This is a genomic window from Martelella sp. UBA3392 (assembly GCF_002358775.1).
Lineage (GTDB): Bacteria > Pseudomonadota > Alphaproteobacteria > Rhizobiales > Rhizobiaceae > Martelella > Martelella mediterranea.
This window is the reverse complement of the sequence record NZ_DEPM01000125.1, coordinates 1-13260: the sequence shown is the minus strand read 5'-3', so window position 1 is coordinate 13260 and position 13260 is coordinate 1. Positions and strand designations below refer to the sequence as shown.

Sequence of the window (13260 nt, the reverse complement as noted above, 5' to 3'; positions counted from 1 at the left end):
GGCTTTCAAAAGCGCCCGGCCCTTTCAGGGTGCGGCTGGAATGGCCCCCGAGAGCGTCAAAATCCTCGCGCGATGCTCAGGCATCGCTCTGCGGTATTTTCCTACTCGGATGGCCATTCCAGCGCGCATCATATGGGTCCTAATCATCGGTCCTTGGTATAATGGTTAGCAAGCGCCCCGCTTGACTTGCAATCGCGACGGGGCGCATTACCTTGCCGGAACGAAAACGCGATGATCGGAGAGGCCAGACCATGACGGAAGCAACGAAACCGACCGATGTGACCGGCCTCAGCTTCGAGCGTGCGGTCGAGGAACTCGAATCGATCGTCGCGCGGCTGGAGCGCGGCGACGTCGCGCTGGAAGAATCCATCAAGATCTATGAACGCGGCGAGGCCCTGAAGAAGCATTGCGAAAAGCTGCTGAGCGCGGCCGAGGCCCGGGTCGAGAAGATCCGCCTTGACCGCGATGGCAAGCCGGCGGGAACGGAACCGCTGGACCCACAATAGAAATCGGCGCACACCGGCGCCCGGAGTATCGGACATGTCGTTTTTTCCCGGCAAGGACCCCGAATTCGGCGATGCCGAAAGCTGCAATGACGTTGCCCAGCTGATCATCCCGCGCACCAGCGATATCGGCGGCTTCGAGGTGCGCCGGGCGCTGCCGACAATCAAGCGCCGGCTCGTCGGCCCGTTCATCTTTTTCGACCGCATGGGCCCGGCCCGTTTCGGCGGTCATGGCGAGGCGCTCGACGTCAAGCCGCACCCCCATATCGGGCTTTCGACCGTCACCTATCTGACCTCCGGCGAGATCGGCCATCGTGACACGCTTGGCAACCACACCGTCATTCGTCCCGGCGACGTCAACCTGATGACGGCGGGGCGCGGCATCGTCCACTCCGAGCGCACGCCCGACGACCTGCGCCTGCGTCCGCATGCGCTGTCCGGCGTCCAGACCTGGCTCGCCCTTCCGGAACGCGACGAGGAGATTGATCCGAGCTTCGGCCACACCGAGAAGAACGCGCTTCCGACCATTTCGGAGACCGGCGTCAGCGGACGCCTCGTGCTCGGCCATTTCTGCGGGATGAAGGCCGATGTGAAGACCCACACCGATACGCTGCTCGCCGATATCGCACTGCGCCCCGGCGCCCGGCTCTCGTTTCCGGCAGAGCATGAGGAACGCGCGATCTATATCCTTGAAGGCCAGTTGGGCGTTGCCGGCGACGTGTTTGATGCCGAGCAATTGCTGGTGCTTGCCCCCAATGACCCGATCACAATCGAGGGAGCGGGGGAACACGGATGCCGCCTCATGCTTTTTGGCGGAGAGGCGTTGGAAAAGCCGCGCCATATCTGGTGGAATTTCGTGTCCTCCTCGAAGGAACGGATAGAACAGGCAAAGGAAGACTGGCGGCAGGGCCGGTTCGGACTGGTGCCGGGAGACGAGAAGGAATTTGTTCCTTTGCCCGAACGCTGAAATTCGCTAGAAACGATTTAGGACGCGCTCAGGCGATTGCCGGTTTTCCGGTCCCTGGCGCGCGAAAACAAGGAAATGCAGCATTTCCGGCTTGTGCCGCAAATGCTTAAGGCAGGAACAACGTCTTTCAGGACGTATGAGGCTCCACAGTGACGCTACCGTCAAAAACCTCCATTCTCGACCGGATCAGGCTGCCCGAGGACCTTCGCGAGATCCACGACCGCGACCTCCCGCAGCTTGCCGAGGAAGTCCGCGCTGAGATGATTTCATCCGTCTCGCGCACCGGCGGGCATCTTGGCGCGGGCCTCGGCGTGGTCGAGCTGACGATCGCGATCCACAAGGTGTTCAACACGCCCGATGACCGGCTGATCTTTGATGTCGGCCACCAGTGCTATCCCCACAAGATCCTGACCGGACGACGCGAGCGGATGGGGACGCTGCGCCAGGAAAACGGCATTTCCGGCTTCACCCGCCGCGCAGAAAGCGAATACGACCCCTTCGGCGCCGGCCACTCCTCCACCTCGATTTCCGCCGGTCTCGGCATGGCGGTCGCCTCCAAGCTGCAGGATCATCCCCGCAACGTGATCTCCGTCATCGGCGACGGCGCGATGTCGGCCGGCATGGCCTATGAGGCGCTCAACAATGCCGGTGCGCTCGGCGCGCGTCAGATCGTGATCCTGAACGACAACGACATGTCGATTGCGCGGCCGACCGGGGCGATGAGCGCCTATCTGGCGCGGCTTGCCTCCGGCAAGACCTATCTCGAGGTCCGCGATTTCGGCAAGCGGCTGACCTCCTATCTCGGCAAGTCGATCGAAAGCGCGATCTCGCGCGCCGTCGGCCATGCCCGCGGCTATGTCACCGGCGGCACCATGTTCGAGGAGCTCGGCTTCTACCATATCGGCCCGATCGACGGCCATTCCTTCGACCATCTCCTGCCGGTGCTGCGCAATGCCCGCGACAATGCCCGTGGGCCGGTGCTGATCCATGTCGTGACCCAGAAGGGCAAGGGCTATGCGCCGGCCGAAGCCGCCGCCGACAAGTGCCATGCCGTGAGCCGGTTCGATGTCGTCACCGGCCATCAGGCGAAAGCCAAGCCGAATGCCCCGAGCTACACCTCCGTCTTCGCCAAGGCGCTGATCGAGGAAGCCCGTAACGACAAGGATGTGGTGGCGATCACCGCCGCCATGCCCTCCGGCACCGGCCTCGACAAATTCGAGGAAATCTATCCGAGCCGGATTTTCGATGTCGGCATTGCCGAGCAGCACGCGGTGACCTTTGCGGCAGGGCTTGCAAGCGAAGGCATCAAGCCGTTCTGCGCGCTCTATTCGACCTTCCTGCAGCGCGGCTACGACCAGGTGGTCCACGATGTCGCGATCCAGGGCCTGCCGGTGCGCTTCCCGATCGACCGCGCCGGTTTCGTCGGCGCCGACGGACCGACCCATGCCGGCTCGTTCGACACCACCTATCTCGCCACCCTGCCCGGCTTCGTGGTGATGGCTGCCGGCGACGAGGCCGAGCTGATGCATATGGTGCGCACCGCCGCCGCCTATGACGAGGGTCCGATCTCGTTCCGCTACCCGCGCGGCGAAGGCACCGGCGTGGTCCTGCCGGAGCGCGGCGAGATTCTCGAAATCGGCAAGGGCCGGATCATATCCGAGGGCTCGAAGGTGGCGCTCTTGTCCTTCGGCACCAGGCTCGGGGAATGTCGCGAGGCGGCGACGGTTCTGAACGCCGCAGGCCTTTCGACCACGGTCGCCGACGCCCGTTTCGCCAAGCCGCTCGACCACGACCTGATCCGCCAGCTTGCCGCCCATCACGAAGTGCTGGTGACGATCGAGGAAGGGGCCGTCGGCGGTTTCGGGGCCCATGTGGTCCAGTTCCTTGCCAATGAAGGCCTGCTCGATCATGGCCTGCGCGTTCGCCAGATGGTGCTGCCGGATATCTGGATGGAACAGGCCAAGCCCGAGGACATGTATGCCAAGGCCGGCCTTGATCGCGACGGCATCGTGGAAACCGTGTTCCGCGCGCTCGGCCGCCACGGCGTTTCGACCGGCACGGTCGGCTGAGCGCATCGTGCTTTCCGAAAATCGGTTACGATTTTCAGAAAGCACGATGCGTCGTTTCAAGAGATTATCTTGCGCCGGTCGCCAAAAGCGTCCATGGAGCGGCCATGACCACTCCCGCTGCCCCGATGCGCCTCGACCAGTTGCTGGTCGCGCTCAACCGTTTCGAGACCCGTTCGCGGGCCCGCGACGCGATCGCGCGCGGCGTGGTGTCGGTCAACGGCAAAACGGTAACAAAGCCCGGCGCAACGGTAAGCCCGGATGCCGTGATCGCGATTGACGACCCGGCCGAACATTATGTCTCCCGCGCCGCGCTGAAGCTTTCGGCGGCGCTCGATCATTTCGCATTGTCGCCGGAAGGCGCGCTTGCGCTCGATATCGGCGCTTCGACCGGCGGGTTCACGCAGGTTCTGCTGGAGCGCGGCGCGCGTCATGTCACCGCCATCGATGTCGGCCACGGCCAGATGGCAAGCCGGATCGCCGACGATCCGCGCGTCACCAATATCGAGGGTTTGAACGCCCGCAACCTCAGCCGCGCGGATATCGCAGGCAGGCCGGTGGACTGGATCGTCTCCGATGTCTCCTTCATCTCGCTGAGGCTCGCTCTGCCGCCCGCGCTTGAACTTGCCGAGCTCGGCGCGACCTGCATATTGCTGGTGAAGCCGCAATTCGAGGCGGGCAAGGGCAATATCGGCAAGAAGGGCCTGCTGAAGGACCCGGCGCTTGGCCCCGTTATCGCCGCCCGGCTTGAGCAATGGCTCACCGAAGAGATGGGCTGGCAAAGCCTCGGCATCGCCCCTTCCCCGATCGAGGGCGGCGACGGCAATCGCGAATTTCTGCTCGCCGGGCGCAAACCCGGCATAAAAGAGGAATAAAATCCCATGGCGGCCGAAACCGTGACCATTGAAAAGCTGGGCGCGAAGGGCGATGGCGTAGCACAAACGCCCGCGGGCCCGGTCTTCGTGCCGTTCGTCCTGCCCGGAGAGCGCATCACGATTGCCCGGCAGAAATCCTCAGGCGCGATGCTCGCGCTTCTGGAGCCTGCGGCCGAGCGCGTCGAGCCCGCCTGTCGGCATTTCGGGCCGGACGGCAAGAACGGCACCTGCGGGGGATGTTCGCTCCAGCATCTCTCTCCCGAACACTACCACGCCTTCAAGCGCCAGGTGGTGATTGACGCGCTTTCCGCCCATGGCTTCGACTGTCCCGTCGAGCCGCTGGTTACCGCGGCCCCCGGCCAGCGCCGCCGCGCGACGTTTTCGGCGCGCAAGACCGAGGCCGGAATCGTGCTCGGCTTTTCGAGCCCGGAAAGCCATCACATCGTCGAGATCGAGGAATGTCCGGTGCTGTCGCCGGCGTTGTTTTCGCGGCTGCCGGCCCTGCGCCTTCTGGCCGGCATTCTGGCAAGCGAAAGCGACCCGTTCCGGATCGCCGTCCTGGAAACCGAGACCGGCCTCGACATCAGTTTCTCGGGCCTCAAGCCGCCATCGGAAAAGCGACGGCAGGCGGCAACCCGCGCGGTGATGGCGTTAAAGGGCATCGCCCGCCTGACCTATGAGGACGAGATTATCGTCGAACCGGTCCGCCCTGCCCTCAATATCGCCGGAACCACGGTCAACCCGCAGCCCTCCGGTTTCGCCCAGGCGACGCGAGAGGCCGAGGAGGTGATGGCGGGGCTGGTGGCAACGCATCTGAAAAGCGCCAAACATGTCGCCGATCTCTTCAGCGGATTCGGCACATTTGCCTTGAGGCTGGCCGCGAGATCGAAGGTTCACGCCGTCGAGTTCGACGCGAAGGCGCTCACCGCGCTCGATATCGCGGTGCGCAACCGCCAGGGGCTGAAGACGGTGACGAGCGAACGGCGCGACCTCTTCCGTCGCCCTTTGCTTGCACGCGAACTGGCGGGCTTCGACGGCGCGGTGTTCGACCCGCCGCGCGCCGGCGCGGGCGAACAGGCCGAGGAACTGGCCCGCTCGAAAGTCTCGAAGATCGCCGCAGTTTCATGCAACCCCGCCACCCTTGCCCGGGATCTCCGGTTTCTCGTGGATGGCGGCTACCGGATCGAGCGGGTCATTCCGATCGACCAGTTCCTCTGGTCCCATCATGTGGAAGCGATCGCGCTTCTCAGCCGGGCAAAATAAAACCCCGGCGGAAACCGCCGGGGTTCGAAATCACGCCATCACCCGCACTCAGTAGTAGGGCGACAGGCACTGCTGGCGCGGCCCGTTATAGGGCTGGAAGGTGTTATCGTAAGTGCGGTAGGAACGATAACGGTTCTCGCACCAGGCATAATGCTTGGGGTTCAGCCCGTTGGTCTGCTGCGGACGGTTGTTGTTTCCCGCCGCGATCGCGCCGCCGATGATCAACGCGCCGGCGCCAAGGACCGCGAGCGGAACCCAGGCATTGTCGTTATTGTCCCAGCGGTAGTCCGGACCCGGGCGCGGCGGGCGGTAGCCCGGCGGATAGCGGTCGTAGCGGTTGCCGTTATAGTAGCCGCCCCTGCCATTATAGGCCTGATGGCGACGATCATAGCCGGGTCGGCGATCATAGCCATGACGGCGATCCCAATTGCGGTCGCCCCGGTTACCGTTCCAGTTCCGACCATCGACGCGTTCGATTCGTGCATCCGCGCCGGCCGGATTTACGGAAATCGGCATGGACTGAGCAGGGATGGCGCTTGTCGCCACGACAATCGAGGCGAGCGCTGCGGCCACCAATTTCTTTGCCCGATCTAACATCTGCATCTCCCGTTCTTTCTTTAAAGCCGAAGCCCGGATTGGCCTCGTACGCTATGTGACGACCATAAATCCTGTCACCTGAACTCAGGATTAACGGCTTGTTTAGGTTTCTCTAAACGCGCGAAATATGCAGGAGGTTCAAAAAAATGCGCCGGCAGGCCTCGTGTCAGACCGTGGGCACCGTGCCGCCATCCACGACGTATTCGACGCCTGTGACCGCCGAGGCTGCCGGAGAGGCGAGAAAACCGATAACGTCGGCGACCTCCTCGGGTTTGGCCGGACGGCCGAGCGGAATGCCGCCCAGCGCGTTCATGATGATCGCCTTCGCGCCCTCGTAGTCCGTGCCGGAACTTTCGGCGATGCGTTCGGCGAGCGCCACCGAGGCCTCGGTCTCGATCCAGCCCGGTGATACCCGGACGACCCGGACACCCTTGGGCGCCAATTCCTTCGACAGGCTCTTGCTGTAGGTCGAAAGCGCGGCCTTGGCGCTGGCATAGGCCGTGGTCGATTCCGGCAGCGGCAGTTGTCGCTGGATCGAGGTGACGTGCACGATGACGCCGCCCTGGCTGAGTTGCGAGGCAAGCTGCCGGTCGAGCCGCACCGCGGGCATCAGGTTCAGGTCGATTTCGCTTCTCCAGATGTCGTCGGTCAGCGCGGCGAAACCGCCGCCCGGCGCCGACGAACCGCCGGCGACATGCACGATGATATCGAGGCCGCCGAGAAGGCGTATGGTCTCGGCGGCCACCCTCGCACAGCCCTCGGCAGTGGCGATATCGGCCGCGATAAACGCGACGCCTTCCGGCTCGTCCTCCGGCTTCGACCGGGCCGTCGTCACCACATCAGCGCCGCGCGCGGCCAGATGAGCGACCACCGCCGCGCCAAGGCCGCGCGTTCCGCCGGTGACGAGCGCGCGCTTTCCCTCGAAAACGCCCATCAGCTGATCTCCAGCGTATGGATGAGGTCATTCCTGAGGGTAAAGGCATAGTCCAGATCGACCGGGCTGCCCGGGAAATTGCCTTCGACATGGGCGGTGACGATGAGCTTGCCGTCTTCGCTTCTGGCGGCAATCGGCGTGCTGGTGTATTGATATTCCGTCGCGGTCTTCGCCCGCCATGCGCCGATCGCGGCCCGTCCCGTATGGGTCTTGCCCTCGTCACGCACAGTGGCATCTTCCGTGAAGCAGTGGGCGACCGTATCGGTATCGCCGGGATCGGTAGCCAGATAGGTGGCAATCGCCTTGGGTAAATCGCGCATGATGGTCTCCTTGGTTTCGTTGCGGACCGGCAAAATGTGGGCTAATCTGAAAAAATGACAAGTACGGACGAAAAAGTGGGGTACGAACCTATAAGTAAGTATACGAGCCAGACCGCCGCCGAAGGCGTGGAGACGGCGCTGCGCTTTCTGGAGGGACGATGGAAACTGGTGATCCTGTTCCACCTGTTCGGCGGCAGGGTGATGCGGTTTTCGGAGCTGGAACGGGCGATCCCGGACATCTCGCAGAAAATGCTGATCCAGCAGCTTCGCGCGCTGGAGAATGATGGCATCGTGCGCCGGGTCGTTTACCCGGAGGTGCCGCCCAAGGTGGAATATCGCCTCACCGACTGGGGACAGGCGCTCTGTCCGGCGCTCGACGCGCTTCTGACGTGGGCGGAGCAGAAACCCGAGACGCTGGCTGAATAGGACAAGCGGCGTCAGCACAAAAAAAGCGGGCCCGCATTTCGGTCAAATGCGGGCCCGCTCTATTGTCATCACTGGCAAAATGCTCAGAGTTCGTTCTGGCTCGTCACGATGCGCGAGACCAGGCCGTATTCGATCGCTTCCTCTGCCGAAAGCCAGTAATCGCGGTCGATATCCTTGGCGATCTTTTCCTCGGACTGGCCGGTGGCCTTCGAGAAGATCTTGATCAGCCGCTCGTTCATCTTGATGATCTCACGAGCCTGGATTTCGATATCGGAGGCCGGGCCGCGGGTGCCGCCGGAGGGCTGGTGCAGCAAAAAGCGGGTGTTCGGCAGGCAGATGCGATCTTCTTTCGGAGCGGCGGCATAGATCAGCGCGCCGGCGGAGGCGACCCAGCCCGAGCCGATCATGATCACCCTCGGCTTGATGAACTTGACCAGGTCGTGGATCGAATCGCCCGATTCCACATGCCCGCCCGGCGAATTCACGAAGACGCGGATATCCTCGTCGGAAACCGCCGCCATCGCGACAAGCTGCGAGCAGACCCGCTGCGCCAGTTCCTGGGTGATCGGGCCGTAAATGAAGATCGACCGCGACTTGAACAGATTGGCTTCGGCTTCCTTGCCCAGGGGCATTTCGGTCTTCTTGTCGTCTTCTTCGTCGTTCATCTGCAACTCCGGGAATCAGGATTGTTCCTTCCCGACTTAATGCCAATGAACCGGCAATACAATGACCCCGCCTTCAAACGCCGCGATGAAGCCCGTATTCGGCGACGGCTCTTGAAAAATGGCCTCGGCGACCCCAGATGAAAAGGGTGACCGGCGACGGCCACGCTATCATTGTCAAAATCCAATCATCATTGAACCATTCTGCCGCATGACGAGCATCGCGCACTCATTCGCGGCACTCTGCATACGCGAAAGGACACTCCCTTGCGTTACAATCGACTTGGAAATTCCGGCCTCAAGGTGTCCGAACTCTGCCTCGGCACCATGACCTTCGGCGGCAAAGGCTTCTGGACAGCCATCGGCCAACTCGACCAGAAGGCCTCCGAAGAACTCGTCTCCGCCGCCCTCGACGCCGGCATCAATTTTCTCGATACCGCCAATGTCTATTCCGAAGGCCTGTCGGAGGAAATCACCGGCCAGGCGCTGAAGACCCTGAACGTTCCCCGCGACGAAATCGTCATTGCCACCAAGGTCTTCGGCGGCATGGGCGAAGGGCCGAACAGCCGGGGCTCGTCGCGCTATCACATCATGGAGCAGGTCAAGAAGAGCCTCGCCCGGCTGCAGACCGACCATATAGACCTCTACCAGCTCCACGGTTTCGACAACACCACGCCGATCGAGGAAACGCTGGAGGCGCTCGACACGCTCGTCCGCCACGGCCATGTCCGCTATATCGGCGTTTCCAACTGGGCGGCATGGCAGATCGCCAAGGCGCTCGGTATCTCCGAACGCAAGGGCCTCGCCTCGTTCCAGTCGCTGCAGGCCTATTACACGATTGCCGGCCGCGACCTCGAGCGCGAGATCGTGCCGATGCTGAAATCGGAAGGCGTGGGGCTGATGGTCTGGTCGCCGCTGGCCGGCGGTTTCCTGTCGGGCAAGTATGACCGCAACAACCAGACAGATGGCGAAGGCCGCCGCGTCGCCTTCGACTTCCCGCCCGTCGACAAGGAACGCGGCTTCGCGACGATCGACGTGATGCGCGAGATCGCGAACGCCAAGGGCGTTTCGGTGGCGCAGATCGCGCTTGCCTGGCTGCTGCACCAGACGGCCGTCACCAGCGTCATCGTCGGCGCCAAGCGCAGGGAACAGCTTGAGGACAACATCGCCTCGACCGCGGTGGAATTCACCGCCGAGGAGATGGAACGCCTCAACACCGTCTCGGCGCTGCCGCGCGAATATCCGGGCTGGATGCTGGAGCGTCAGTCCGGCAACGAGGTGAAGACCGAGCCGCGTTCGCTGAAATAGTCTCAGCGTGCGGGGCGGCCGCCGAAAGGCCGCCCCAGAATAGAACCGGGCATCATGAAAGCCGCACCCTCACCCCGTGCGGCTTTACACCTTCCGGCTCGACATGAATGGCAAGCGAGGCGCCGGGGATCGCCTTCTTGATCGCCGCCTCCAGCCGGTCGCAAATGTCATGGGCTTCGCCCACCGGCATGTCCTCGCTCACCACCAGATGGAAATCGATGAAGGCCGCCGAGCCCGCCCTGCGGGTGCGCAGGTCGTGAACGCCGGAAGAACCGGCGGCGTTGTCCATGATCGCCTGACGGATCATTTCGGATTCTTCCTGGGTGAGCGCCGTATCCATCAGCCCGCCGAGCGATTCCTTGATCAGCCCCCAGCCCGCATAGAGAATGTGCGCGCCGACCGCGAGCGCGAGCAGCGGATCGAAGATCGGATAGCCGGTGGCGAGCGCCAGCCCGAGCCCGATCACGACGCCGATCGAGGTCACGACGTCCGTGCGGATATGCTTGCCATCGGCGACCAGCGCCGGCGAACGCGCCGCGCGCCCGGCGCGGATCAGCACATAGGCCCAGACGCCGTTGATCAGGCTTGCGACAACATTGACGCCGAGGCCGATATAGATATCGGTCGGCATTGTGGGGTGAAGCAGTTCGCCCGCCGCTTCCTTGAAGATCAGCAGCGCCGCCACGACGATCGCGACGCCCTCGATGACGGCCGAGATATATTCCGCCTTGTGGTGCCCGAACTGGTGATCGTGATCGGCGGGCTTGGAGGCGTAGATGATGGCGACGAGGGCCGCGACCGAGGCGACGACGTTGACGATCGATTCCAGCGCATCCGACAGAAGGGCGACCGAGCCGGTCAGATGCCAGGCGGCAAGCTTGATCGCGAGCACCAGGAGCGAGAGCGGGATGGTGGCGATGGCAAGCTTGCGGGGCATGCTTTGTCCATGGGCATGGCCTGTGCTCATTGCGCGCTCCCATAGCGTTCACGATCGTTCGGGAAACCGGGCGGCTTCCTCGATGACGATGTGAAATTGCAGACTTTTTCCGAGACCACCAAGGTCAAATGCAAAGCGGGCCGGAGAAGGCCCGCCTCGCATTGCTACTCAATCACGCCCCCGTTCGCAAGCCTCAGCCGACAGCTTTCCTGCCTGAAACATCGGCATGGCCGACGAGCTTGCCGACGACATTCTCGATGATGCGCATGCCGGCATCGCCGCCGAGCGTCATGATCGATTCGGGATGGAACTGGACGGCGGCGACCGGCTCGCTGACATGTTCTATGCCCATGACGATGCCGTCATCGGTCTCGGCCGAAATCGCGAACTCGGTCGGCAGCGCCACCGCATCGGCGAAGATCGAATGATAGCGACCGACGGTGATCTCGTTGGGCAGGCCATCGAAAAGCCGACCATGCTCGAGAATGCGGATGCGCGACGGCTTGCCATGCATCGGCACCGCCAACTGCCTGAGCGTGCCGCCATAGGCTTCCGCCAGCGCCTGAAGTCCGAGGCACACGCCGAATATCGGCAGGCCGCGCTCGCGCGCCTTTTTGATCGTCGCCTTGCAATCGAAATCCTTCGGCATACCGGGACCGGGCGAAAGCACCACGAGATCGGGCGCGACGCGGTCGAACGTCTCGTCGGCCACGGGGGACCGCACGGTCGCGACCTCCGCCCCGGTCTGGCGGAAATAATTGGCGAGCGTGTGGACGAAGCTGTCCTCGTGATCGACCAGCAGGATTTTCAGGCCCTTGCCGACCTTTTCGACGGCGCGCACGGCGGGGGCGCGGGTTTGCGCATCCGCCTCACGGATCGCGGCCAGCATGGCTGAAGCCTTCAATTCGGTCTCCGCTTCTTCCTCATGAGGATCGGAATCATAAAGCAGCGTCGCTCCGGCGCGCACCTCGGCCACGCCCTGCTTGACCCGGATCGTGCGCAGCGTCAGCCCGGTGTTCATGTCGCCGTTGAAGCCGACCATGCCGATCGCGCCGCCATACCAGGCGCGCGGGCTCTTCTCGTTGTTTTCGATGAAGCGCATCGCCCAGAGCTTCGGCGCGCCGGTGACGGTGACCGCCCAGGCGTGACTCAGAAACGCATCGAATGCATCCATATCGGCCCGCAGCCGACCCTCGATATGGTCGACGGTGTGGATCAGGCGCGAATACATCTCGATCTGGCGCCGGCCGATGACCTTGACCGAGCCCGGTTCGCAGACGCGGCTCTTGTCGTTGCGGTCGACATCGGAGCACATGGTGAGCTCCGATTCGTCCTTCTGCGAATTGAGCAGTTTCAATATCTGCTGGCTGTCGGCGATCGGGTCCTCGCCGCGCTTGATGGTACCGGAGATCGGGCAGGTCTCGACCCGGCGGCCGGTGACCCGCACGAACATTTCCGGGGAAGCACCAATCAGATATTCCTGATTGCCGAGATTGATGAAGAAGGAATAGGGCGAGGGATTGGTGGCCTTCAGCCGCTTGGAGATCGCCGATGGTTTGCTGGCGCAGCGTTCCATGAACTGCTGGCCGGGTACCACCTCGAACAGGTCGCCGCGCACGAAGCTCTCCTTGGCGCGGGTGACGAGTTCGGCATATTCGCCCTTGTGGTGATCGCCTTTCGGCGGAACGCTGTTAGAGGGACGGAACGGATCGGGCTCGATCGTCCCGTCCCTGCCCTCGGTCGCGATGCCGTCCTTTTCGAAATCATAGCGGTCGATCCAGGCCTTGGCGGCGTGGTTGTCGACCATCAGCACCTCGTCAGGCAGATAGAGCACCATGTCGCGCTGGTCGGCCGGACGTTCAAGCTTCAGCGGAACCGCGTCGAACTGGAAGGCGAGGTCATAGCCGAACGCGCCGTAAAGGCCGAGGCTGGCATCCTCCTCGGAGAAGAACAGGTCGGTGATCGCCCGAAGCACAGTGAAGACGGTCGGGGCCTTGGAGCGCTCCTCCTCGGTGAACTGGCGGTCGGGCTCGGCGACCTTGAGATCGATGCGGCGGGCCTCGCGGGAAAGGATTGTGACGGCGTCGAGGGCTTCCAGCGCCGGCAGTATCAGTTCGAGCAGCGCCTCGCCCCGGCCATTGAAGGCCTCGAGCCAGACATTGCGGCCATTGCATGAGATCGCCATCGGCGGATCGATCACGGCGGTGTCCCAGCGGGTATAGCGGCCCGGATATTCGTAGTTGGAGGAAAGCACCGCCCCGCGGCGCGAATCCAGACGCTCGATATAGCTCGATATCGCATCGTCATAGGGCACGAAACGCCGCGTCCGCGTGATCTCCACGCCGCCTCTGGTCTGATAGCTCTCGCCGCCATCGGGCCGCTCATGAAGGCTCATATTCCTT

General features: G+C 63.2%; 13 protein-coding genes. 7 read left to right on the top strand and 6 right to left on the bottom strand.

Annotated elements, in window-relative coordinates; genetic code table 11:
• Positions 1–251 precede the first annotated feature (251 nt).
• The 5 genes from B4E36_RS09165 (at position 252) to B4E36_RS09145 (ending at position 5674) form a co-directional block, all read left to right on the top strand.
• Entirely contained in the window at positions 252–506 is a 255-nt protein-coding gene (locus B4E36_RS09165; RefSeq protein ID WP_018065432.1) for an exodeoxyribonuclease VII small subunit, read from the top strand.
• A 34-nt stretch (positions 507–540) separates the two neighbouring features.
• Entirely contained in the window at positions 541–1470 is a 930-nt protein-coding gene (locus tag B4E36_RS09160) for a pirin family protein (RefSeq protein ID WP_345900264.1), read from the top strand.
• A gap of 149 nt (positions 1471–1619) precedes the next feature.
• The gene (gene dxs, locus B4E36_RS09155; RefSeq protein ID WP_345900263.1) at positions 1620–3539 is read left to right on the top strand and encodes a 1-deoxy-D-xylulose-5-phosphate synthase; all 1920 of its coding nucleotides are present in this window, start codon (positions 1620–1622) and stop codon (positions 3537–3539) included.
• A 104-nt stretch (positions 3540–3643) separates the two neighbouring features.
• Positions 3644–4411: a TlyA family RNA methyltransferase gene (locus B4E36_RS09150; protein ID WP_292057938.1), complete on the top strand. Its 768-nt coding sequence runs from the start codon at positions 3644–3646 to the stop codon at positions 4409–4411.
• Between the two features lie 6 nt (positions 4412–4417).
• Positions 4418–5674: a class I SAM-dependent RNA methyltransferase gene (locus B4E36_RS09145; protein ID WP_292057940.1), complete on the top strand. Its 1257-nt coding sequence runs from the start codon at positions 4418–4420 to the stop codon at positions 5672–5674.
• 48 nt (positions 5675–5722) lie between these two features.
• Here B4E36_RS09145 and B4E36_RS09140 read toward each other — a convergent pair whose 3' ends face one another.
• From B4E36_RS09140 to B4E36_RS09130, 3 genes are all read right to left on the bottom strand, one after another.
• Positions 5723–6271, bottom strand: coding sequence for a BA14K family protein (locus tag B4E36_RS09140; RefSeq protein ID WP_292057941.1), 549 nt, complete (start codon positions 6269–6271; stop codon positions 5723–5725).
• A 166-nt stretch (positions 6272–6437) separates the two neighbouring features.
• Entirely contained in the window at positions 6438–7205 is a 768-nt protein-coding gene (locus B4E36_RS09135) for an SDR family oxidoreductase (RefSeq protein WP_292057943.1), read from the bottom strand.
• Positions 7205–7525: a nuclear transport factor 2 family protein gene (locus B4E36_RS09130; protein ID WP_292057945.1), complete on the bottom strand. Its 321-nt coding sequence runs from the start codon at positions 7523–7525 to the stop codon at positions 7205–7207. Before B4E36_RS09130 ends, B4E36_RS09135 begins: the two co-directional genes overlap by 1 nt.
• A 54-nt stretch (positions 7526–7579) precedes the next feature.
• Here B4E36_RS09130 and B4E36_RS09125 point away from each other — a divergent pair, with 54 nt between their 5' ends.
• On the top strand, positions 7580–7951 hold the full coding sequence (locus B4E36_RS09125; RefSeq protein ID WP_292057947.1) for a winged helix-turn-helix transcriptional regulator: 372 nt from the start codon (positions 7580–7582) through the stop codon (positions 7949–7951).
• An 83-nt stretch (positions 7952–8034) separates the two neighbouring features.
• Here the strand turns inward: B4E36_RS09125 and B4E36_RS09120 are convergent, their stop codons facing one another.
• Complete coding sequence (locus tag B4E36_RS09120; protein WP_292057948.1) at positions 8035–8616, bottom strand: ATP-dependent Clp protease proteolytic subunit; 582 nt, start codon at positions 8614–8616, stop codon at positions 8035–8037.
• 264 nt (positions 8617–8880) lie between these two features.
• On the opposite strand from B4E36_RS09120, the gene B4E36_RS09115 reads away from it, so the two are divergent.
• Positions 8881–9921 carry an aldo/keto reductase gene (locus B4E36_RS09115; RefSeq protein WP_292057950.1) on the top strand — a complete coding sequence of 347 codons (1041 nt, stop codon included), beginning with the start codon at positions 8881–8883 and terminating at the stop codon, positions 9919–9921.
• A 52-nt stretch (positions 9922–9973) separates the two neighbouring features.
• Here B4E36_RS09115 and B4E36_RS09110 read toward each other — a convergent pair whose 3' ends face one another.
• A complete protein-coding gene (locus B4E36_RS09110) occupies positions 9974–10888 on the bottom strand; it encodes a cation diffusion facilitator family transporter (protein ID WP_292057952.1) in 915 nt (304 codons plus the stop codon).
• Positions 10889–11051: 163 nt separating this feature from the next.
• A complete protein-coding gene (locus B4E36_RS09105) occupies positions 11052–13253 on the bottom strand; it encodes an anthranilate synthase (protein ID WP_292057955.1) in 2202 nt (733 codons plus the stop codon).
• Positions 13254–13260: the final 7 nt, after the last annotated feature.

What these genes read in the sequence shown, in the direction of transcription:
- B4E36_RS09160 (WP_345900264.1), top strand. Translation starts at nt 541, where the DNA reads ATGTCGTTTTTTCCCGGCAAGGACCCCGAATTCGGCGATGCCGAAAGC.
- B4E36_RS09120 (WP_292057948.1), bottom strand. Translation starts at nt 8,616, where the DNA reads ATGAACGACGAAGAAGACGACAAGAAGACCGAAATGCCCCTGGGCAAG.
- B4E36_RS09140 (WP_292057941.1), bottom strand. Translation starts at nt 6,271, where the DNA reads ATGTTAGATCGGGCAAAGAAATTGGTGGCCGCAGCGCTCGCCTCGATT.
- B4E36_RS09105 (WP_292057955.1), bottom strand. Translation starts at nt 13,253, where the DNA reads ATGAGCCTTCATGAGCGGCCCGATGGCGGCGAGAGCTATCAGACCAGA.
- B4E36_RS09125 (WP_292057947.1), top strand. Translation starts at nt 7,580, where the DNA reads ATGACAAGTACGGACGAAAAAGTGGGGTACGAACCTATAAGTAAGTAT.
- B4E36_RS09150 (WP_292057938.1), top strand. Translation starts at nt 3,644, where the DNA reads ATGACCACTCCCGCTGCCCCGATGCGCCTCGACCAGTTGCTGGTCGCG.
- B4E36_RS09145 (WP_292057940.1), top strand. Translation starts at nt 4,418, where the DNA reads ATGGCGGCCGAAACCGTGACCATTGAAAAGCTGGGCGCGAAGGGCGAT.
- B4E36_RS09165 (WP_018065432.1), top strand. Translation starts at nt 252, where the DNA reads ATGACGGAAGCAACGAAACCGACCGATGTGACCGGCCTCAGCTTCGAG.
- B4E36_RS09135 (WP_292057943.1), bottom strand. Translation starts at nt 7,205, where the DNA reads ATGGGCGTTTTCGAGGGAAAGCGCGCGCTCGTCACCGGCGGAACGCGC.
- B4E36_RS09130 (WP_292057945.1), bottom strand. Translation starts at nt 7,525, where the DNA reads ATGCGCGATTTACCCAAGGCGATTGCCACCTATCTGGCTACCGATCCC.
- B4E36_RS09110 (WP_292057952.1), bottom strand. Translation starts at nt 10,888, where the DNA reads ATGAGCACAGGCCATGCCCATGGACAAAGCATGCCCCGCAAGCTTGCC.